Origin of the sequence: Streptomyces sp. NPDC053367, assembly GCF_044545925.1 — a bacterium.
Lineage (GTDB): Bacteria > Actinomycetota > Actinomycetes > Streptomycetales > Streptomycetaceae > Streptomyces.
Genome location: NZ_JBITYN010000011.1, coordinates 34,192 through 54,371, shown reverse-complemented (window position 1 = coordinate 54,371; position 20,180 = coordinate 34,192). Strand labels below are relative to the sequence as shown.

The following is a 20,180-nucleotide window of genomic DNA, read 5'->3' as shown; positions in this document are numbered from 1 at the left end:
GCCCACCCCCAGTCCGTCCCGACATCCTCAGGGAGACTCATGGCCGCTCAGCTCACGCTGCGCGACAGCACCGAGATCCAGGGCGACATCCTGGCCGGTTTCAAGAAGGACCATGTGTCCTTGCTGCTCCTCCAGTTCGGCGACGTCACCGCCGCCCGCTCCTGGCTGGACGACCTGGTCCCGCAGATCGCCACCACCAGGCAGGTGGCCGACTTCAACGCCCGGTTCAGCGCGGCCCGGCGCAACTCGATGGGCGACGACCCCCAGCACCTCAAGGCCACCTGGCTGGGGCTCGCGCTCACCCATCCCGGACTCCAGTTCTTCACCGGCAGGGAAGAGATCTTCGACTCCGTCCCCGGCGGCAGCACGGTCGAGGCGTTCGTGCAGGGCGCGTCCGAGCGGGCGCTGGCCCTCGGCGACACCGACGACAGCGACCCGAAGACCTGGCTGTTCGGCTACGACCACTCCCGGGTCGTGCACGCCGTCCTGACGATCGCCTCCGACACCGAGGAGGACCTCGGCAACGAGCTGAACCGGCAGCGCGAGGCCGCCTCCCGCGCCGGGGCGGTCGTGGTCTTCCAGCAGAACGGGGCCACCCTGCCCGGCGAGTCCGCCGGCAAGGAGCACTTCGGCTTCAAGGACGGCGTCAGCGAGCCCGGCGTACGCGGGTTCGAGGAGGAGGACCCGGCCCGCCCCGGCTATGTGCTGGGCCACCCCGGTACCCGGCTGATCCCCGCCGACAAGTTCGTCGTCGACGCGAGCGGCGACGGCACGCGGCCGGCCGGTGTGCCGCCCTGGATGCGCAACGGCTCCTTCCAGGTCGTCCGCCGCCTCCACCAGGACGTGCCCGGCTGGTGGGCGCAGGTCGGCACCGAGCTCAAGCGGCTCAAGGCGGCCAAGGCGGTCGACGAGAAGACCTCCCAGGAGTGGCTCGCCGCCCGGCTGGTGGGCCGCTGGCCGTCCGGGGCGTCGATCGCCAACTGCCCCGTGAAGCCGGCCGGGAAGCCGGAACCCGTGCCGGACAACGACATCTCCTTCAAGGACGACCCCGACGGTCTGGTCACCCCGCTCTTCTCCCACCTGCGCAAGACCAACCCGCGCGACGGCCTGGTCGACGGGGGCGAGCTGGTCGACGAGAAGTTCATGGACGAGCGGCGCATGATCCGCCGCGGCATCCCCTACGGCCGGCCCTTCAACCCCACCCAGGGCGAGGGAGGCGGCGCCGACGACCCCCGGGGGCTGGTCTTCGTCTGCTACCAGGCCGATCTGGTGCGGCAGTTCGAGTTCGTCCAGGCCGACTGGGTCAACGACCCCGACTTCCCGCACGACCGCCCGAACCGGCCGGGTCCCGACCCCATGGTGAGCGGTCAGCTGACCGATGTGAACGACGGCCGGGTCAGCTTCGAGAGCCGCAACGCGGCGGGCGAGCGGCAGACCACCACGCTCGGCTTCCGCCCGTTCGTCAGGACCGAGGGCGCGGTGTACGCCTTCAGCCCCTCCCTCAGCACCCTGCGCGCCCTCGCGCAGGGACGCCTGGAGGGCGGCGGGTCGGTCACGCCCGTGCCGGATCCCCAGGCGCGGCCGGTCGACGCGGTGATCCCCCACCCGCAGCACCCGGACAGGTACCTCGCCTTCCAGGGCGGCACGGCCGTCCCGCTCCTCTCCACCGTGGGCGGCGGGGACGCCGCGCTCACGCTGGACGGTCCGGGCGGGCGGGCGCTGTCCTCCTGGGACGACCTGCGCGACATCGGACGCGTGGACGCCGCCTGGCCCGTCCCGGACCGGCAGGAGGTCGGCGGGGAGTCCGGCCACTGGCTGTTCTTCACCGGCGAGGACGGCCGGCAGGTCTACCGGCATGTCGTCGTGAACGGGCAGGAGCCCGCCGGGATCAGGGTGGACGGCAACCGGGTGAGGCCGTTGAGCCAGTGGAGGTCGTTCGAGGCCGCGCCGGACCCCGTCACCCATGTCGACGCGGTGCTGCCGATCCCCGACAAGCAGCCCGGGGGCGACGGCCGGTACCACTACTGGATGTTCCACACCACGCCCGCGGGCCAGCGGTACCGGATCATCTCCCTGCAGGCCGGGGGCTACCGGGACCGCCGCGAGGGCGACGACAACGAGCTCTCCCGGTGGCCGTCCCTCGCCGGGGTGCGGCACGTCGACGCCGTGCAGCCCGTCCCGGGCCGGCAGCCCGGCGCCGCCCAGAACTGGTACTGGGTCTTCCACGAGGGCCGCTACCGGGTGATCAGCGTGGCCGACGGCTCGGCGCACACCGATGCCGTGGTGCAGCAGGACCGCCCGCTCCCGGGCTGATCCCGCCCCGCCGCCGAGGCCCCCGGGAACCCACCCCGGGGGCCTCGGCGTGACCGCTCAGCCGCCGGTCAGCGGATTGGGCAGCGGCAGATAGCGGGCGTCCGCGCCGTCCGCGCCGGTCCAGCGCAGGAGGAGGTTCGTCTTGCCGGGCAGGGAGGGGGCCGTGAGCAGGGCGCGGGTCTCGGGCAGGTCGTGGCGGGACAGCTCCCGGCGTACGGCGGGCCAGGGGTCCAGGCCGGGGTGCCGCTCGGCGAGCAGATCGGCCAGTTCCATGAGGTGGTTGACGACCAGGCAGTACACCAGCCGCTCCCAGCCCGCGGCCCGCTCCACGTCGGGCAGCAGCTTGACGCCCTCGGCGTCGCGGAACAGGGCCTGCACGGGCAGGCCCTCGGCGTTCACGGCCACGAGGGTGTTCTGCAGATGCGCCTCCAGTACGACGCCGTGGTCGGCGAACGCCGACAGCGCCGGGGGCACGACCGTGCGCAGGTACGCCTCCCACCAGGCGGCCGGGTCCGCGGCGCGGTCCAGGGGGCTGCCCTCGAAGCCCTCCACCAGTCCGGCCGCGAGCAGCGGGGTCGCGCCGGGCAGCAGCCGGCCGGTGAAGCCGTCGCGGACCAGGACGGCCAGCTCCTCGAAGGCGAAGCGGGCGGTGCGGTAGCCGCGGTCGCCGAGCCATCCGGCGCCCGGCCCGAACCCCGCGAGGGCACCGGCGGCGGCCTCGTCCGTGCGGCGCAGTCTCAGCAGGTCGTGGCGCCAGAGCCGGCGGATGTCGTTGGTGATGCGCACATCCAGGCTGAACTTCAGGAACAGGTCGTGCTCCGGCGTGTACAGCGTGCGGATGGCGGCCGTCGGCCACAGCGGGAAGCCGGTCGTGCCGAGCCGGACCAGCCGGCCGTCGGCGAAGGCGGGCGCCAGCCCGGGTGCGGTCAGGTCCAGCTGCCAGGGGTGCGCGGGCAGCAGCCGGTAGCCGGGCGGGGCCTGGCCCAGCGCGTCCAGGGCCGCGGTGTCGCCCTCCTCCACCACCTCGTCCTCGCGCAGTCCGAGCAGCACCACCGGGAAACGGGCGTACGCCTCCGGCGCGTACGGCAGCCAGGCCGCGGCGGGGGCGCCGCCGCGCGCCTTGGGGGCCGGGTGGTGGGGGTGCCCGGTGACCAGGGACTGCTCGGAGCGCAGGTACAGGCCGTCCGGCGGGGTGGCCCGCGCGCGTGCGGTGAGCAGCGCGGCGACCGCGTCGCGGCTGTCGGCCATCTCGGCGGGCAGCTCGTGGTTGGAGCGGCCGGTGTACCGGGTCAGCTCCTCGGCGACGAGTTTCACCAGATCGGAGTGGTCGAGCGGCTGCCAGGTGCCGCCCGTGCGCACCTCGGGGCCCGCGGGCCGCCGGGTGCCGCGCACCCGCAGCAGGCGGCCCGTGCCGGGCAGCCGGTGCACGTCCTCGCCCACCGGCCGGGCGACCTCCCGCAGCAGACAGTTCAGCAGCGGCACGGCCGCGCAGGCGTCGGCTCGCGCGGCGACGTCGTCGTGGGGTGCGGCGTCGTCGCCGGCGGGCTGGGGCAGGAGGTCCACGCGTTCCACTCGTTCCCTACGGTGCTGTCCGGGCGGGGACGATCAGTATCGCTGCCGTCACGGCCCGCCGTGACCGTCGTACGCTCACCTCTCCAGGTACCCGAGGAGCCCGAACCGTGCACCGACCCCCCGCCGCCGGGGCCGCCGAGACCGACATGGCCGCCGAGCTGGCCGCCGTACGCCCCGGGCTGCTGCCCCGGTTCACCGCCGAACTGCCCGGCGCCCGTGCGGCGGTGCTCACCCGGCTGTGGCGCGCGCTCACCCATGAACCGCTGCCGTGGCGGGAGCGCCGCGGGCCGGGCACGCTGCGGCTGCGCGACGGGCGCGTCCTGCGGGGGCCGGTGCCGGACCCGTACGCGACCGACGCGTACGTCACCGCCGTCACGCTGGACGGCGTGCCGTACGACGATCCGGCGCGGCTGACGGCGGCGCTCGGGGTGCCGCACGGCGGCTCGCTGGCCGCCGAACTGGACCACAGCGCGGTGTCGTTGGCGCTGTCGCGGGCGAACCGGCAGCCGCGGGAGGACAGCTGGCCGGTGAGCGACTGGGCGTGGGAGCGGCGGGTGGTGGACGGGCATCCGTATCACCCCAACTGCCGCTCGCGGCCCGGCTTCTCGGTGGCCGACCAGCTGGCGTACGCGCCGGAGCACGGCCCCGAGGTGCGGCTGGGGCTGGTCCCGGTGCCGGCCGGGCGGTGCCTGGTGTCCGGTGACTGGCCGGCCGAACTGCGCGACGAGGGGCGGCTGCTGATCCCGGTGCACCCCTGGCAGGCGGCGCACGTGCTGAAGCAGCCGGGCGGGCCGGGGCCGCTCGCGCGGCCGTTGATGTCGCTGCGCACGCTGGAGCTGCTGCCGGGCGGGCCGCACGTCAAGACCGCGCTGAGCGCCCGGCTGACGTCGTCGGTGCGGGACATCTCGGTGGGGTCGATCGCCGCGTCGGCGGTGCTGTCGTCCTTCGGGGAGGCGCTCGCCGCGCGCACCGGGGGCCTGCTGCACGTCACCCGCACGCTGGGCGCGGCCACGGCCGACTCCCCCGACCTGGCGGCGATGCTGCGCGAATCGCCGCGGGTGTACGCGGGGGCGGGCGAGCACGTGGTGCCGGTGGCGGCGCTGCCCACCACCGCGCCGGGCGGGGACCCGGCCTGGCAGGCGGACTTCGCCCGGCTGGCGCTCACGGTCGGCCTGCGGCTGCTGGAACTGGGCGTGGCCCTGGAGGCGCACGGGCAGAACCTGCTGGTGGTGCTGTCGGCGGAGGGCGCGCCGCTGCGGCTGGTCTACCGGGACCTGGCCGACATCAGGGTGAGCCCGGCGCGGCTGGCCGCGAACGGCGTCCCGCTGCCCGAGGGGATGCCGGAGCGGATCCTGACCGACGACGTGACGGCCCTGCGCCGCAAGCTGTTCGGCTCGCTGGTGGCGGGCGCGCTGGCGGGCACGGCGGGCTCCGCTCAGGCGCTGGGCGCGGCCCTGGAGGCGGCCGTACCGGATCTGCCGTGCACCCCGGACCTCGCCGCGCTGACGGACGAGCCGCTGCCCGCGAAGGCGCTGACGCTGATGCGGCTGTCGCCGGGCACGCCGGGCGACCGGTGGACCGCCCTGCCCAATCCGCTGACGCGCACCCCGCTTTGAAGCCGGGCACCGGCGCTCAATAAGATCCGCCGATGATCACAAGAAAACGGCTGGCGTCAGGCGTCTGTGTCCTGTTCGCCGCCCTGGCCGCCGGGATCGCCGTCCCGGCCGGGGCCGTCGCCGACGAGACCACGGCCACCGCGCCGAAGGTGAACCTGGTCCTGGACGTGAGCGGCTCGATGCGGGCCCGGGACATCGACGGCCAGTCGCGGATGGCCGCGGCGAAGCAGGCGTTCAACGAGGTGCTCGACGCCACCCCGGAGGAGGTGCTGCTGGGCATCCGCACGCTCGGTGCCGACTACCCCGGCGACGACCAGAAGAGAGGCTGCAAGGACACCGCCCAGCTCTACCCGGTCGGCCCGCTGGACCGCACCGAGGCCAAGACGGCGGTGGCGACCCTCGCGCCCACCGGCTGGACCCCGATCGGCCCGGCGCTGCTGAAGGCGGCCGACGACCTCGACGGCGGCACCGGCTCCAAGCGGATCGTGCTGATCAGCGACGGCGAGGACACCTGCGCCCCGCTCGACCCGTGCGAGGTGGCCCGCGAGATCGCCGCCCGCGGCATCGGGCTGACCATCGACACCCTCGGCCTGGTGCCCAACGCCAGGATGCGCCAGCAGCTCAGCTGCATCGCCGAGGCGACCGGCGGCTCGTACACCTCGGTGGAGCACACCGAGGAACTCGCCGACAAGGTCAACCAGTTGGTGGACCGCGCGGCCGACCCGGTGGTGACGCCGGTGGCCACCGAGGGCGCCGAGGCCTGCGCGAAGGCGCCCACGCTGAAGTCCGGGCTGTACACCGACCGCGTCGGGTTCGGGCAGCAGCGCTGGTACCGCGTGGACGTCGAGCCGGGCAGGGAACTGCGCGCCTCGGTGAGCGTCGCCGCCGACCGGGCCCTCGCCCCGTCGTACGGCGTGCTGCTGCGGGCCGTGACCGTGCACGGCCGGGAGATCGTGCGCGGCGAGGCCGCGGGCGACGGCCGTACGGATGTGATCTCGACGGGCCTGAGGTATCCGAAGGCGGACGACGACGAGGCGCCCACCGAGGGCGTCTGCCTCCAGGTGACGCACTCCTTCGCGGCCGCGTCGGGGGTGGAGACCACGCCCGGTCTGCCGCTGGAGCTGACCGTGGACGTCGTCGAAGGACCCGGTGACTCCGACGACGTGGCCTCCTTCGGCCTCGGGCGCGGCTGGTGGCTGCTGGGCGCGCTGATCCTGACCGGTTTCGTGGCCGGTCTGCTGTGGGGCTGGCTGTCGCGCTGGCGGGTCGCGGTCTGGAGGACCAACTGATGCGTATCGCAAGGATGCTGGGCACGGCGCTGCTGCTGCCGCTGCTGGCGGCCGCGCCCGCCGCCGCGGACTCGACGCCGTCCGCGAGCCCGTCCGAGGACTCCGGCGCCCCCACCGAGGCGGGCACCTCCTTCCGTACGGCGACCGAGATCGAGCAGGGCCAGACGGCCACGGCGAGCGGGTCCACCGGTGACTACCTGTACTGGTCCTTCCCGGCGGACGCCGGACAGCGGCCGACGGTACGGGCCACCGTGAAGCTTCCCGACACGCACGCCGCCGAGACCTGGCAGATCGACGTCTACGACGGTCTGCGCCGCCGTCAGGCCTGCCAGTACGGCATGCAGACCCGTACGGCGGCCGCGGACGCCCCGGCCGTGGAGCTGGCGTGTGTGCTGCGCACGGTGCGCGCCTGGTCGGAGCCGTGGGCCGACGACCCGCTGCCGGGCACCTACTACCTCCGTCTGACCGCGACCGGCCTGGGCACGGCCGACCGGGGTCTGCCGGTGAACGCCGAGGTCCGCGTCGAGTCCAAGGACATCGGTGGCGCGGCGGCGGTGGACGGCTCGCTGGGCGAGCCCGTCGTCCCGGGCATCGCGATGAAGTCCGCCGGGGAGTCCGGAGAGGACGAGGAATCCGCCGTGCTGTCCGCGATCGACCCGGACGACGGCTGGTCGTCCGGCTGGTGGTCCGACCGCTGGGTGTGGACGGCCGTGGGCGGCGCGCTGGCCGCGCTCGCGGGGATCGGCGGCTACCGGCTCACCCGGGGTTCGGGGCGGCCGCGGCACGTGCCGCCGGGGGTCTGAGACCCGGGGGTGTCATCCGAGCCCGCCGCACGCCGACGCGTGCGGCGGGCTCCGCCGTTCGACGTGACCCCGATCGCGGCAGCGCCTCATGCCTCCCGCAGGGACTTCGCCAGCGTCCCGTCCCCGGTGACCTCGACGCGTCCGGCACGCACCGCCTCCGGCAGGCTCAACTCCCCGCGCGCCAGAGCCGTACAGGTCTCCCCGTCCATCGACAGCCGCGCCCCCGGCTCCCGGGGCGCAGGCCCGTCCCCGTAGGCGGGACCCTCCCCGGCGCCGGCGTAGAGGTGGAAGTCGCCCTCCTCCAGGCGGACCTCGACGAGCCCCTCGCCCTCCAGCGAGCCCAGCGAGCTCAGCAGCGGCAGGGCGAACCAGTGGGCGCGCAGCGCGTCGGTGGGCCTGCGCTCGCCCAGGCCGGCGCGCCCCCACTCACCGAGCGCGAGCAGCACGGGGAGCAACTCCCGCCCGCGCGGGGTGAGTTCGTAGACGTAGGCCGCTCCGGGCGGCGGCAGGCGGCGCCTCGTCGTGAGCCCGTCGCGCTCCATGTCCTTCAGCCGGGAGGCGAGCACGTCCGTGCTGACCCCCGGCAGATCCGCGTGCAGGTCCGTGTAGCGGCGGGGTCCGGCGAGGAGTTCGCGCACGATCAGCAGGGTCCAGCGATCGCCGACGGCGTCGAGGGCGCGGGCGGCCGAGCAGTACTGGTCGTAGCTTCGACGAGGTGGCATACGACGCAGTCTAGACAAGTTGTTGGACTTTCCAAGCTTCTACTTGGTAAAACCAAGTGACACTGGTTATCTGGAGGGGCGCACGCATGGAGTTCCGGCAGTCGAACAAGCTCAGCGAGGTCTGCTACGAGATCCGCGGCCCGGTCATCGAGCAGGCCAACGCGCTGGAGGAGGCGGGCCACAGCGTGCTGCGCCTGAACACCGGCAACCCGGCGCTGTTCGGCTTCGAGGCGCCGGAGGAGATCCTCCAGGACATGATCCGGATGCTGCCGAAGGCCCACGGCTACACCGACTCGCGCGGCATCCTCTCCGCCCGCCGCGCGGTCGCCCAGCGCTACCAGACGCTCGGCCTGGAGGTCGACGTCGACGACGTCTTCCTCGGCAACGGCGTCTCCGAGCTGGTCTCCATGGCCGTACAGGCGCTGATCGAGGACGGCGACGAGATCCTCGTCCCGGCCCCCGACTTCCCCCTGTGGACGGCGGTCACCACGCTCGCGGGCGGCAAGGCGGTCCACTACCTCTGCGACGAGCAGGCCGAGTGGTACCCCGACCTCGCCGACATGGAGTCGAAGATCACCGGCCGGACGAAGGCGGTCGTGATCATCAACCCCAACAACCCCACCGGGGCCGTCTACCCCAAGGAGATCGTCGAGGGCATCCTCGACCTCGCCCGCCGGCACGGCCTGATGGTCTTCGCCGACGAGATCTACGACCAGATCCTGTACGACGACGCCGTGCACCACTCCGCCGCCGCGCTCGCCCCCGACCTGGTGGTCCTCACCTTCTGCGGCCTGTCCAAGACCTACCGGGTGGCCGGCTTCCGCTCGGGCTGGCTCGTGGTGACCGGACCCAAGCAGCACGCGCGCGACTACCTGGAGGGCCTGACCATGCTCGCCTCCATGCGCCTGTGCGCCAACGCGCCCGCCCAGTACGCCATCCAGGCCGCGCTCGGCGGCCGCCAGTCGATCGGCGAACTCACCGCCCCCGGCGGGCGGTTGCGCGAGCAGCGCGACGTCGCCTGGGAGAAGCTGAACGAGATCCCCGGCGTCTCCTGCGTCAAGCCGAAGGGCGCGCTGTACGCCTTCCCGCGCATCGACCCCAAGGTGCACCCGATCCACGACGACGAGAAGTTCGTCCTCGACCTGCTGCTGCGGGAGAAGATCCAGGTCGTCCAGGGCACCGGCTTCAACTGGCCGGCCCCCGACCACTTCCGTATCCTCACCCTCCCGCACGCGGAGGACCTGGAGGCCGCGATCGGCCGGATCGGGCGCTTCCTGAGCGGATACCGGCAGTAGGCCCGACCCTGGAGAGGAGCCCGCCGTGAGCCGATCCCTCACCGCCGCGCAGCGGCGTGTCGTGGACACGGCCGATCCCGTCACCGGGCGGCTGAAGGGTACGCAGGCCCAGCTCACGGCGCTGGTCGAACGTGGCCTGGCCTTCCGGCACCCGAGGCCCCCGCACGACCACTTCCTCACCCCGGCGGGGCACCGGCTGCGCGAGGAGGAGCCGTCCCCACCGCCCACCGCGCGAGCCGAGCCGGCCGAGGACCAGGGCGTCTTCGCCGCACGGGTCGGCGGCGAGGAGGAGCCGCCCGCCTCCGGGCCCGCCCGGACGCGCGAGGTGCACAGCGCCTGGCAGGGACTCCTCGAACTGCGCCGGATGACCAACCCGGACGGCGCCGTGGACCGGCCGTGCGGCTGGGAGCGTACGCATCTGGTCCGGGCCGCGGCCCTCGCCCTGGAGGCCGCCGGGCACCCCCCGGCAGGCCCGGAGGGTGCCGGGTACCGGGTGCGGGCGACCCCGCAGCCGGACGCCGTCGCCGTGTACGAGACGGACACGGTGGCGCTGCGGGCCTGCGCGGCCACGCTGGAGCGGGCGGGCTGGCAGACGGGCGAGCACACCGAGCCGCGGACCCGGGCGCGCTACCTGCTGGCCTCACCGCGCCGGGCGTGACGGCCGCGGCCTACGTGCAGTGCGCGGCCTCGGTGCCCTCCGTGCCCTACGTGCCCTGCGCGGCAGCCGTGACAGGATCGAACGGCAGAGCACCCAACGCCGAACAGCACGAGGGGAAGCAGTGAGCGAGCCGTTCTCCGTCCCGGTGACCGTCCGTGGCTACGAGACCGACGTCCAGGGGCACCTCAACCAGGCCGTCTACCTGAACTACGCCGAGCACGCCCGCTGGGCGCTCCTCCAGGCCGCCGGCATCCGCCAGGCCGACCTCGCGGCCCGGGGCATCGGCCCGGTCGCCCTGGAGACCACCATCCGCTACAAGCGCGAGCTGCTGGCGGGCGACGAGGTCGAGGTGACCTGCGAGTTCGTCTGGAGCGAGGGCAAGACCTTCACGATCAGACAGGCGATCCGCAGGACCGACGGCACCCTCGCCGCCGAGATCGACGCCGTCGGCGGACTGCTCGACCTCGAATCGCGCCGGCTCCTGACCGACCCGCGCGAGCGCTTCAAGGAACTCGCGGCCGACCCGGCGCTGTTCGGGCTGTAGCCAGGAGCGCCCCCTAGCGCCCGAACGCCTCCCGGTGGTCCTCGGCCCACTCCCGGTAGCCGCGTGCCGGGCGGCCGAGGACCGTGCGTACGTCGTCGGTGACGACCTCGTTGCGGCCCCGGCGGACGTGCGCGTTGCCGGCCAGGATCGCCTCGACGGCCTCGTCGCCGAGGCCCCAGGCGCCCAGGAAGTCGCGGGACTCGTCCGCCGACGGCTCGCGCGTGGTGACCGGCCGGCCGAGGGCCTCGGCGAGGACGGCCGCCTGCTCGGGCACGCTGATCGCCGCCGGACCCGTCAGGGTGTACGTGCGTCCCGCGTGCCCCGGCTCGACGAGGACACGCGCGGCGACCTCGGACACGTCAGCGGGTCCACGACGCCCCGCCGGGCCCCGCCGGTCATGTCGGGCACGGGTTCGCCCGCGCCGTTGGGGTGTGCCCAGCTCAGCGTGTTGGAGGCGAACACCGAGGGGCGCAGGACGGTCCACGCGGCGCCGCTGTCCGCCGACGCCCGCTCGCCGGGCAGGTGCCAGGCCGCCTAGGGGCCCAGTCCGGAGTCGCGGCGCCGATCGCGGACAGCTTCACCAGCCGGCCCACCCCGGCCGCACGGGCCGCCGCCACCAGCTCCGGGTCGTGCAGCGCGCCCGGCCCCGGCACGCCCACGAGGACGCCGCCGTCACACCGTCCATCGCCGCCCGCACCGACCCCTGGTCGAGGTAGTCGCCGCGGACCACCTCCACGCCCGCGGGACGTCGGCCTTCGCCGGGTCGCCGGTGAGGGCGCGCCTTCCCGCCGTGAGCGGCCAGCCGTCGTACGAGTCCCCGCATCGACCGGGTCCGGCACGTGCTGGCCCGCGCGGCCACGGCCTCCTGGGCCGAACTGGCCGCCGACACCGGCTACTACGACCAGTCCCACATGACAGCGGACTTCCGCGCGCTCATGGGCGACCCGCCCCGCGCCTTCCTCACCGGCCGCCGCCCGGGCCCCCGGCCCTGCTTGGCGGTGAGCCGCCTCTAGGCCGCCTTCGGCCAGGTGTGCACGCCCAGTTGCAGGAAGGCCTCGTCCCGCAGTGCCGTCTGCTTGACCTGGATCTCGAGCACCCCGATGTCGCCGGCGGCGTTCTTGACGCAGATCTCGGTGCCGTCGCCCGCCGCCGCCAGCGACCAGGTGCGGTACTCGGCGCCGGTGGCCCCGCCGAGGAGGAAGCGGCAGGTGTCGAGGGAGGCGGCCTTGCCGTTGAACACCTGCACGAACACGTTGGTGTCGCTCTCCAGCGCGCAGTCGACGTCGTCCTCGCAGTCGAGGTGGATGTCCCCGTCGCGGTCCTCGCGTGGCTCCAGGTCACCGAGGCTCAGGGAGTTGCTCGGCCTCAGCCACACCGGGGACAGCTTGTGCGCTCCCGGAGTGCGGGAGGCGGCCGGGGCGGGCTGTGACGGTCGGGGGGCGGCTCCCGCGGAGGACGCATCGCCCGCGGACGGCGCCGAGGACCGTGCGGTCTTCTCCGGGCCGGGTGTCGAGGCGGGTGCGTCCGCGGCCCACTCGCGCAGCCGGTCCCGGGCGCCCGGCCAGGTCAGGCCCGTCAGCACCAGCGCGCCCGTCGTCAGGGCCGCGGCCCCGATCAGCGCGGTGCGCCGTACGCCCGCCCGGCGGTCGCGTCCCGGCGCCGGTGTGGCGACCGCGGTCAGCGGCGCCGTAGGAGTGGGGGAAGGAGCCGGAAGGGCCGGCTCGGGTTCCGTGAGCTCGCGCCAGACGGCCGCCCCCGCACCCGGGTCGGCGTCCGTGCCCAGCCGCTTGCGGCACCACTCGACGACCTCCTCCAGGGTGGCCCGCTGCCGCGGGTCGCGGGCCAGGCACCTCGCCATCAGCGGGCGCAGCGGCTCGGGCAGCAGGGACAGGTCGGGTTCCTCGTGCACGATCCGGTACAGCACCACGGGCGCGAGGCCGTCCCCGTACAGCGGCCCGCCCAGCGCCGCGAAGGCCGCCGTCTGCGCCAGCGCGAAGACATCGGTGGCCGGGGTGACCTCACCGGCGGTCGCCTGCTCGGGGGCCATGAAGTGCGGTGTGCCGACGGTGGAACCGGTGGCGGTGTGGGAGGAGAGGCCGGCGGCCAGGGAGATGCCGAAGTCGATCACCCGCGGCCCGTCGGAGGCCAGCAGCACGTTGGACGGCTTGAGGTCCCGGTGGACGATTCCCGCGGCGTGGATGGCCTGGAGCGCCTCGGCCACGCCGGCGATCAGCCACAGCACGGCGGGCACCGGCAGCGGCCCCTGCCGCGCCACGGCCTCGGTGAGGGACGGTCCGGGCACGTACAGCGTGGCGAGCCAGGGCGGTACGCCGTCGGGGTCGGCGTCGACGAGTTCGGCGGTGTAGGCGCCCCTGACCCGGCGGGCGGCCTCCACCTCGCGGCGGAAGCGGCGCCGGAAGGCCGGGTCGTCGGCGAGCTCCGGCCGTACGACCTTGATCGCGACGGGGCGGCCGCCCCGGGTGTGCGACAGGTAGACCCGGCCCATGCCTCCGGCGCCGAGCCGGGCGCTGAGGCGGTAACCGGCCACGACGTCGGGGTCGTCCGCCTGAAGCGGCTGGAACACCTCGGTGGTGCTGCTCATCGGCCTGTCCGTCCCCTGGTCCCCTCATCCCCCGGACCGGCCGAAGGGCCGGTCCGGGACAGCAGCCTAGGGCCTGTCTGACCATTACCGTCGTCCGCCCGGAGGGCGGGCGGGAATGGTCGGACGGGCCCTTAGGGGCTGGGGGAAGACCTGTGACCCGGGACGGTCCGGCTCATGCGCCGGCCGTGGGCCACGGCGGAAGGCGTGGCCCACGGGCCGGGTCGGGTCCTGGCTGCCGGCGGCGGTTTCAGTGTGCGGCGGCGATCTCCTCGCCCGCCTCCATCGGGTGGGTCACGTCGTGGGCGTCGCGGCTCCTGCCGAGGTGGTTGAAGAGCATGTTGAGGACGACTGCGGTGACACAGCCCGTCGAGATGCCGGAGTCGAGGACGATCTTCGCCGTCTCGGGGAAGGAGTGGTAGAACTCCGGCGCGGTGATCGGGATGATGCCGACCGCGAGGGAGACGGCGACGATCAGGACGTTGTTGTCCTTGTCGAGGCCGGCCCGCACCAGGGTCTGGATACCGCTCGCGGCGACGGAGCCGAACAGCACGATGCCGGCGCCGCCGAGGACCGGGCGGGGCACGACCGCGATCAGCGAGGCGGCCATCGGGCACAGGCCCATCAGCACCAGGAAGGCGCCGCCGGTGGCGACGACGTACCGGCTGCGGATCTTCGTCATGGCGACCAGGCCGATGTTCTGCGCGAAGGCGCTGCACATGAACCCGTTGAACAGGGGGCTGATCGCCGAGCCGAGGGTGTCGGCCCGCAGGCCGGCGGCGATGGTCTTCTCGTCGGCGGGGCGTTCGACGATCTCACCGAGGGCGAGCATGTCGGCGGTCGACTCGGTCATCGAGACGACCATGACCACGCACAGGGAGAGGATCGCGGCGAGCTGGAACTGCGGGGCGCCGAAGTGGAACGGGGTCGGGAAGCCGACGATGTCCGCGTCGCCGACGGGGCTGAAGTCGGTGACGCCGAAGGGGATCGCGATGAGGGTGCCGGCGACCAGGCCGAGCAGGACGGCGATCTGCTTGACGAAGCCGCGGGTGAAGCGGCGCAGCAGCAGCACGATCAGCAGGGTGATGCCGGCGAGGGTGAGATAGGTCGTCGAACCGTAGTCGTCCGCGGCCGGGTCGGGGCCCTGGGCCCAGCCGAAGGCGACCGGGAGCAGGGACACGCCGATCAGGGTGATGACGCTGCCGGTGACGACGGGCGGGAAGAAGCGGATCGCCTTGCTGAAGAAGGGCGCCGCGACGAAGCCGAGCAGACCGGCGACGATGACCGCGCCGAAGATGATCGGCAGGGCGTCGGACTTGTCCTCGGTGGAGGCGACGATCGCGGTCATCGGGGCGACCCCGGCGAAGGTGACGCCGTTGACGAACGGCAGCCGGGCGCCGATCTTCCAGATGCCGAGGGTCTGCAGGAAGGTGGCGAGGCCCGCGGTGAACAGACAGGCGCCGGTGAGGAAGGTCAGTTCGGTTGCGGTCAGGCCTATGGCCGCGCCGACGATGAGCGGTGGGGCGACGACCCCCGCGTACATGGCGGCTACGTGCTGCAGACCGCTGGTCGCCATTTTCAGGGCGGGGAGTTTCTCGTCTACGGGATGGGCGGCCACGGCTGGTCCTCCAAACGGCTAACACGTCAGGGGTGACGTGGATTTCAGGGAGGTGGTGCGGGTGGTCGTGCGGGACCGTGACGGGGGATGGCGACGGCGGTGAGCGGTGTTGCGTGCGGCGGCGAGCGACGAGCGGTGACCGTTCCGGGGCGCACGCGTCGGGCGGTGACCGTTCCGGGGCGCACGCGTCGGGCGTGCGCCCCGGAGACGGCTTCCGTGGATCCCGCTCGGATCCACGGTCCCGGCCGGGAGCCGTCCCTCTCGGCCGGAGTTCTGGGGTGGGTCAGCGCTGGGCCGCGATCCGCGCCAGGCGCTGGGCCTGCTCCCGGGTGGAGCGGGCTACGGCGTCCTCGTCGACGGTGAGCAGGCGCCCGTTGTCGACGATCTGCCGGCCGTCCACGAAGGAGGCGGTGACCGGGGCCGCCGCGCCGAGGACGAGCGCGGCCACCGGGTCCGCGATGGAGGCGTGGGCGAGGGTGTCCATCTTCCACAGCACCACGTCGGCGAGCTTGCCGGCCTCCAGCGAGCCGATCTGCTCGGCGCGGCCGAGGACCTGAGCGCCGCCGTAGGTGCCCAGGCGCAGGGCCTGGCGGGTGTTCAGCGCGGTCTCGCGGTGGGTGCCGAGGCGGTTGATGAGCAGGGCGTTGCGCAGCTCGGTGTGGAGTTCGCCGGACTCGTTGGAGGCGGTGCCGTCCACGCCGAGGCCGACCGGGACGCCCGACTTCAGCATGTCGGGGACGCGGGCGATACCGGCCGCGAGGCGGGCGTTGGACGACGGGCAGTGGGCGACGCCGGTCCTCGTGCGGGCGAACGCGGCGATGTCGGAGTCGTTCATGTGGACGCAGTGCGCCATCCACACGTCCTCGCCGAGCCAGCCGGTGGACTCGAAGTAGTCGGTCGGGCCCATGCCGAACAGCTCGTGGCAGAACTTCCCCTCCTCCACGGTCTCCGAGCCGTGGGTGTGCAGCCGTACGCCGAGGCGGCGGGCCAACTCGGCCCCCCTGCGCATGAGTTCGGTGGAGACGGAGAACGGGGAGCAGGGCGCGACGGCCACCTGGGTCATGGCGTCGAAGGAGGCGTCGTGGTGCCGTGCCACGGTCTCCTCGGTGGCGGCGAGCGCATCGTCGAGGCTCTCCACGGCGAAGTCCGGCGGCAGGCCGCCGTCCTTCTCGCCGCGGTCCATCGAGCCGCGGGCGAGCGTGAACCGTACGCCCGTCTCGGCCGCGGCGCGGACGATCGCGCCGGACAGGTCACCGGAGCCGTGCGGGAAGACGTAGTGGTGGTCCATGGCGGTGGTGACACCGCCGCGGGCCATCATCGCGAGGGAGCCCTGGGCGGCCGAGTGGCACATCTCCTCGTCGATGCGCGCCCACACCGGGTACAGCGCGACCAGCCAGTCGAACAGGTTGTGGTCGGTGGCCATGCCCCGGGTGAGCCACTGGTAGAAGTGGTGGTGGGTGTTGACCAGACCGGGCGTGGCCAGATGACCGCTCGCGTCGATCCGGCGCACCACGTTCTCCAGGCCCGCGGGGGCGCTGCCCGCGCCGACCGACTCGATGCGGTTGCCCGCCAGGACGAGGTACCCGGAGGCGTACTCGGTGTCGTCCGCGTCGACCGTGGCGATCGCGCAGTTCTCGATGACAGTGCGCTCGGCTGCCGAAGGTGCCATCGTGCTTCCTTGTCTTTCGGTGGCGGCCCGTGGACCGGGAGTGTCCACGGGGAGGGCACGGCAGGACCCTAGAAGGATTTGAGTGCCGGGGCGGTCTGGGCGCTCCGGGTGCCGAGATGGTGGAAGAACAGGTTCAGCGAGACGGCGACGAGCGCGCCGGCGCTGATGCCGGAGCCGAGCACCGTCTGCGCCCAGGCGGGGAAGCCGGCGTAGAAGGTGGGTGCGGCGAGCGGGATGATGCCCGCGCCGAGGGCCACGGCCACCAGGATGATGTTGGAGCTGTCGTCGAGGCCGGCTTCCGACAGGGTGCGGATGCCGCTGACGGCGATCGAGCCGAACAGGACGATGCCCGCGCCGCCGAGGACCGGCATGGGGACCAGGGAGACGACCGCGCCGAGCACCGGGAAGGCGCCGAGGACGATGAGGGTGGCGCCCGCGACGGCGACGACGTAGCGGCTGCGCACCCGGGTCAGCGAGACGACCCCGACGTTCTGGGCGAAGGCGGAGGTGGGGAAGCCGCCGAAGACGGGGCCGAGCAGGGTGGCGATGCCGTCGGTGCGCAGGCCGCGGGTGATGGTGCGCGCGTCGGTGCGGCGGTCGCAGATCTCGCCGAGCGCGAGCATGCCGGCGCTGGACTCGGTCATCAGGACCAGCATCACGATGCACAGCGACAGGATCGCGGCGGGCTGGAACTCGGGCGTGCCGAAGGCGAACGGCGCGGGCAGCGCGGCGACGGGCGCGGACCTGATGCCGGTGAAGTCGGCCATGCCGAACGGGATCGCGGCGAGGGTGCCGACGAACAGGCCGCACAGCAGGGCGACTTGCTTGAGAAAGCCCTTGCCGAAGCGCTGGATCAGCAGGATGACGGCGAGGGTGAACCCGGCGAGCGCGAGGTGGTTCATGGCCCCGAAGTCGGCGGCGGCAGCGTCGCCGCCCTGGGCCCAGCCGACCGGGACCGGCATCAGCGTGACGCCGATCAGGGTGATGACCACGCCGGTGACCAGCGGCGGGAAGAACCGCAGCAGCCGTCCGAAGAACGGGCCGACGGCCAGGCAGAAGACACCGGCGACCATCACCGCGCCGTAGATCGCGGGGAGTTGGCGGCCCTGGTCGTTGGTCTCGGCGATCGCCAGGATCGGCGCGATGCCGGCGGAGGAGGCGGCGTTGACGAAGGGCAGCCGGTTGCCGACGAAGCCCTTGACGCCGAGGGTCTGCAGGAGGGTCGCGACCCCCGCGATCAGCAGGGACGCGGCGATGAGCCGGGTGCGGGCCGCGAGGTCGAGTCCGCAGGCCTGGCCGATGATGAGCGGAGGAGTGACGACGCCCGCGTACATGGCGGCGATGTGCTGGAGTGCGGCGGGGACGAGCCGCGAGGGGTGGAGCTTCTCGTCCACCGGGTGCACGGACGTGGCGGCGTCCAGGTCGTGCACCGGCGGGGTGGAACAGGGGGCTTCGGCCGGCCCCTTTGCAGGCTGTGCCATGGTGTTCCCTCCGGTGTGGCGCGCCCCCGGTCCGCGGTGCTCGTGGGACCGGGGGCGCGCGTCCCGCGTCAGAGGTTGGTCATGTCGACCGGGATACGGGCCTCGCACCCGTCCCGCAGGACGGTGGCCTCGATCAGGCCGTAGGGGCGGTCGGCGGCGAAGTAGACCTCGTTGTCGTTCTTCAGCCCGAACGGCTCCAGGTCCACCAGGAAGTGGTGCTTGTTCGGCAGCGAGAAGCGGACCTCGTCGATCTCGCTGCGGTTGTTGATGATGCGCGCGCCCATCTGGTACAGCGTCTGCTGCAGCGACAGCGAGTAGGTCTCGGCGAAGGCGTGCAGCATGTGCTTCTTCACCTGCTCGTAGGACTTCTCCCAGTTGGGCATCTTCTGCTCGTCGTCGGTCCAGTTGAACCGCCAGCGGCCGGAGACCTGGGTCGCCAGGATGCGGTCGTACGCCTCCTGGAGGGTCGTGTACTTGTCCTTGACGTAGCCCCAGAACTCGGAGTTCGTCGAGTTCATCACGACCAGGTCCTTGAGGCCGGAGACGACCTCCCACTGCTCACCGTCGTAGGTGATCTGGGTGACGCGGGTCTCCTGGCCCTTGCGGACGAAGGAGTGCTTGACCTCGTCGGCGCCGATGAACTTGCTGTTGGCGTCGGAGGTCTCGATCCGCTCCCAGGCGTACTCCTCGATGCGGATGCGCGCCCGGTGGATCGGCTCCTGCGAGGTGACGAAGTGGCGGGCGAGGTGGATGCCGAACTGCTCGGCGGACTCGATGCCGTACTCCTTGGCGAACGCGTACACCGTGTTCTTGGTGGTGTCCGTCGGCAGGCAGTTGGCGTTCGAGCCGGAGTAGTGGACCTCTTCCATGTCGCCGCTCAGCGCCACGGACACGTTCAGGTCCTTGATGTGGTGGGTGGCGCCGTCCCGCGTGATCTTGACGACTCGGTTCTCGGCCTTGCCGTACTGGTTCTGTCCCAGAATGGTGGGCATCTAGCTAGCTCCCTCGGTAAACGGAGTAGCCGAACGGGTTGAGCAGCAGCGGTACGTGGTAGTGCTCGCCCGGCACGACGGCGAACGTGATCGCCACCTCCGGGAAGAACGCACCGGCACCGCTGTCCCGATTCGCGGGGGCGTCCTGCTGCGCATCGGCTTGCTTCTTCTGGAAGTACTGCTCGACTGCGAAATCGAGCCGCACATGGGTCGTCCCCTCCGGCAGGTCCGGAAGGTCCTTGCACCGGCCGTCCGCGTCGGTGGCGGAGCCGCCGAGCGCCTGCCAGTCCGCATTGCGGCCGCTACGGGCCGACAGCTGGACGGCGACGCCCTCGGCGGGACGTCCGACGGATGTGTCCAGGATGTGCGTGGACACGGAGGCGGTGGTGCTGGTGCTCATTCTCAGGCGTCCTCTTCGACGAGTCGGGCCAGTCGGATGCGGTTGATCTTCCCCAGCTCGGTGCGCACGGTCTCGCGCTCCTGCTCAGGCGAGTTGCCGATCCGCTCCTTGACCGCGTCCCGCATCTGCTCGCCGGTCCTGCCGGTGGCGCAGATGAGGAAGACATGGCCGAACTTCTCCTGGTAGGCCAGGTTCAGTTCGAGCATCTCCGCCTTGAGGTCCTCCGCGGCGCCGGCCATACCGGCCTGCTCCCTGGCCGAGGTGGGGTCGCCCGGCTTGGGGCGGCCGATCGGCGGGTGGCCGGCCATGGCCTCGGCGAGGTCCTCCGCGGTCAGCTCGGCCATGGCGGCGTCACTGGTGGTGTAGAGGTCCTCGGCCGTGGCGTAGGGGCGGGCGGCGAGCAGCCGCCGCACCCATGCCGTGGAGGCGCACGCCTCGTGGAGCGCGGTGGAGGCCGCGTCCTCCTCGAGTGCGTTGAACCGGGCCAGGCCCGGCGGCGTGGAAGTGGAAGTCACGGGAGCCTCCGTGGCCGGAAACGGCCTTCGTGCTGAACGGGCTGCGGATAGCTAACGCCCTCCGAAACCCGACGTCAACACTTTGTTGAAAATT

17 protein-coding genes and 1 pseudogene are annotated in these 20,180 nt (G+C 73.1%); 8 read left to right on the top strand and 10 right to left on the bottom strand.

Annotated features, from left to right (window positions below):
- Positions 1-39 precede the first annotated feature (39 nt).
- Positions 40-2,313, top strand: a complete 2,274-nt coding sequence (locus tag ACIGXJ_RS28620) for a Dyp-type peroxidase (protein WP_399651124.1) — start codon at positions 40-42, stop codon at positions 2,311-2,313.
- Positions 2,314-2,370: 57 nt separating this feature from the next.
- Here the strand turns inward: ACIGXJ_RS28620 and ACIGXJ_RS28615 are convergent, their stop codons facing one another.
- Entirely contained in the window at positions 2,371-3,885 is a 1,515-nt protein-coding gene (locus tag ACIGXJ_RS28615) for an IucA/IucC family protein (RefSeq protein WP_399651122.1), read from the bottom strand.
- 107 nt (positions 3,886-3,992) lie between these two features.
- On the opposite strand from ACIGXJ_RS28615, the gene ACIGXJ_RS28610 reads away from it, so the two are divergent.
- Genes ACIGXJ_RS28610 through ACIGXJ_RS28600 form a run of 3 tightly spaced genes read left to right on the top strand, consistent with a single transcriptional unit; the run spans position 3,993 to position 7,593 of the window.
- Complete coding sequence (locus tag ACIGXJ_RS28610) at positions 3,993-5,501, top strand: IucA/IucC family protein (protein WP_399651119.1); 1,509 nt, start codon at positions 3,993-3,995, stop codon at positions 5,499-5,501.
- A gap of 32 nt (positions 5,502-5,533) precedes the next feature.
- Positions 5,534-6,790 carry a VWA domain-containing protein gene (locus tag ACIGXJ_RS28605; protein WP_399651116.1) on the top strand — a complete coding sequence of 419 codons (1,257 nt, stop codon included), beginning with the start codon at positions 5,534-5,536 and terminating at the stop codon, positions 6,788-6,790.
- The gene (locus ACIGXJ_RS28600) at positions 6,790-7,593 is read left to right on the top strand and encodes a hypothetical protein (RefSeq protein WP_399651114.1); all 804 of its coding nucleotides are present in this window, start codon (positions 6,790-6,792) and stop codon (positions 7,591-7,593) included. Before ACIGXJ_RS28605 ends, ACIGXJ_RS28600 begins: the two co-directional genes overlap by 1 nt.
- Before the next feature lie 86 nt (positions 7,594-7,679).
- Here the strand turns inward: ACIGXJ_RS28600 and ACIGXJ_RS28595 are convergent, their stop codons facing one another.
- Positions 7,680-8,315 carry a winged helix-turn-helix transcriptional regulator gene (locus ACIGXJ_RS28595; RefSeq protein ID WP_399651111.1) on the bottom strand — a complete coding sequence of 212 codons (636 nt, stop codon included), beginning with the start codon at positions 8,313-8,315 and terminating at the stop codon, positions 7,680-7,682.
- A gap of 86 nt (positions 8,316-8,401) precedes the next feature.
- Here ACIGXJ_RS28595 and ACIGXJ_RS28590 point away from each other — a divergent pair, with 86 nt between their 5' ends.
- From ACIGXJ_RS28590 to ACIGXJ_RS28580, 3 genes are all read left to right on the top strand, one after another.
- A complete protein-coding gene (locus tag ACIGXJ_RS28590) occupies positions 8,402-9,610 on the top strand; it encodes a pyridoxal phosphate-dependent aminotransferase (RefSeq protein ID WP_399651108.1) in 1,209 nt (402 codons plus the stop codon).
- Positions 9,611-9,635: 25 nt separating this feature from the next.
- Positions 9,636-10,268 carry a hypothetical protein gene (locus ACIGXJ_RS28585; protein ID WP_399651105.1) on the top strand — a complete coding sequence of 211 codons (633 nt, stop codon included), beginning with the start codon at positions 9,636-9,638 and terminating at the stop codon, positions 10,266-10,268.
- A gap of 121 nt (positions 10,269-10,389) precedes the next feature.
- Positions 10,390-10,812 carry an acyl-CoA thioesterase gene (locus ACIGXJ_RS28580; protein WP_399651103.1) on the top strand — a complete coding sequence of 141 codons (423 nt, stop codon included), beginning with the start codon at positions 10,390-10,392 and terminating at the stop codon, positions 10,810-10,812.
- A 13-nt stretch (positions 10,813-10,825) separates the two neighbouring features.
- Here the strand turns inward: ACIGXJ_RS28580 and ACIGXJ_RS28575 are convergent, their stop codons facing one another.
- Positions 10,826-11,170 (bottom strand): hypothetical protein, encoded by a 345-nt coding sequence (locus tag ACIGXJ_RS28575; protein WP_399651100.1) that lies wholly within the window; start codon positions 11,168-11,170, stop codon positions 10,826-10,828.
- Positions 11,171-11,630: 460 nt separating this feature from the next.
- Here ACIGXJ_RS28575 and ACIGXJ_RS28570 point away from each other — a divergent pair.
- A pseudogene (locus ACIGXJ_RS28570) lies at positions 11,631-11,825 on the top strand (helix-turn-helix domain-containing protein); the annotation flags it as partial.
- On the opposite strand, the gene ACIGXJ_RS28565 reads toward ACIGXJ_RS28570, so the two are convergent.
- From ACIGXJ_RS28565 to uraD, 7 genes are all read right to left on the bottom strand, one after another.
- The gene (locus tag ACIGXJ_RS28565; protein ID WP_399651097.1) at positions 11,822-13,414 is read right to left on the bottom strand and encodes a serine/threonine-protein kinase; all 1,593 of its coding nucleotides are present in this window, start codon (positions 13,412-13,414) and stop codon (positions 11,822-11,824) included. The pseudogene ACIGXJ_RS28570 and the gene ACIGXJ_RS28565 overlap by 4 nt on opposite strands.
- Positions 13,415-13,661: 247 nt before the next feature.
- Complete coding sequence (locus tag ACIGXJ_RS28560) at positions 13,662-15,029, bottom strand: nucleobase:cation symporter-2 family protein (RefSeq protein ID WP_399651094.1); 1,368 nt, start codon at positions 15,027-15,029, stop codon at positions 13,662-13,664.
- Positions 15,030-15,312: 283 nt separating this feature from the next.
- Complete coding sequence (locus tag ACIGXJ_RS28555; protein WP_399651091.1) at positions 15,313-16,698, bottom strand: 8-oxoguanine deaminase; 1,386 nt, start codon at positions 16,696-16,698, stop codon at positions 15,313-15,315.
- Between the two features lie 68 nt (positions 16,699-16,766).
- A complete protein-coding gene (locus tag ACIGXJ_RS28550) occupies positions 16,767-18,179 on the bottom strand; it encodes a uracil-xanthine permease family protein (protein WP_399651089.1) in 1,413 nt (470 codons plus the stop codon).
- Positions 18,180-18,247: 68 nt separating this feature from the next.
- On the bottom strand, positions 18,248-19,171 hold the full coding sequence (pucL, locus tag ACIGXJ_RS28545) for a factor-independent urate hydroxylase (protein WP_399651087.1): 924 nt from the start codon (positions 19,169-19,171) through the stop codon (positions 18,248-18,250).
- Positions 19,172-19,175: 4 nt separating this feature from the next.
- Positions 19,176-19,571, bottom strand: a complete 396-nt coding sequence (uraH, locus tag ACIGXJ_RS28540; RefSeq protein WP_399651084.1) for a hydroxyisourate hydrolase — start codon at positions 19,569-19,571, stop codon at positions 19,176-19,178.
- Between the two features lie 2 nt (positions 19,572-19,573).
- Positions 19,574-20,086 (bottom strand): 2-oxo-4-hydroxy-4-carboxy-5-ureidoimidazoline decarboxylase, encoded by a 513-nt coding sequence (uraD, locus tag ACIGXJ_RS28535; RefSeq protein WP_399651081.1) that lies wholly within the window; start codon positions 20,084-20,086, stop codon positions 19,574-19,576.
- Positions 20,087-20,180: the final 94 nt, after the last annotated feature.

Bases quoted from the DNA above. Each gene is read 5' to 3' on its own strand.
- ACIGXJ_RS28620 (WP_399651124.1), top strand. From the start codon at position 40: ATGGCCGCTCAGCTCACGCTGCGCGACAGCACCGAGATCCAGGGCGAC.
- ACIGXJ_RS28605 (WP_399651116.1), top strand. From the start codon at position 5,534: ATGATCACAAGAAAACGGCTGGCGTCAGGCGTCTGTGTCCTGTTCGCC.
- ACIGXJ_RS28600 (WP_399651114.1), top strand. From the start codon at position 6,790: ATGCGTATCGCAAGGATGCTGGGCACGGCGCTGCTGCTGCCGCTGCTG.
- ACIGXJ_RS28595 (WP_399651111.1), bottom strand. From the start codon at position 8,315: ATGCCACCTCGTCGAAGCTACGACCAGTACTGCTCGGCCGCCCGCGCC.
- ACIGXJ_RS28590 (WP_399651108.1), top strand. From the start codon at position 8,402: ATGGAGTTCCGGCAGTCGAACAAGCTCAGCGAGGTCTGCTACGAGATC.
- ACIGXJ_RS28565 (WP_399651097.1), bottom strand. From the start codon at position 13,414: ATGAGCAGCACCACCGAGGTGTTCCAGCCGCTTCAGGCGGACGACCCC.
- ACIGXJ_RS28555 (WP_399651091.1), bottom strand. From the start codon at position 16,698: ATGGCACCTTCGGCAGCCGAGCGCACTGTCATCGAGAACTGCGCGATC.
- ACIGXJ_RS28550 (WP_399651089.1), bottom strand. From the start codon at position 18,179: ATGGCACAGCCTGCAAAGGGGCCGGCCGAAGCCCCCTGTTCCACCCCG.
- pucL (WP_399651087.1), bottom strand. From the start codon at position 19,171: ATGCCCACCATTCTGGGACAGAACCAGTACGGCAAGGCCGAGAACCGA.
- uraH (WP_399651084.1), bottom strand. From the start codon at position 19,571: ATGAGCACCAGCACCACCGCCTCCGTGTCCACGCACATCCTGGACACA.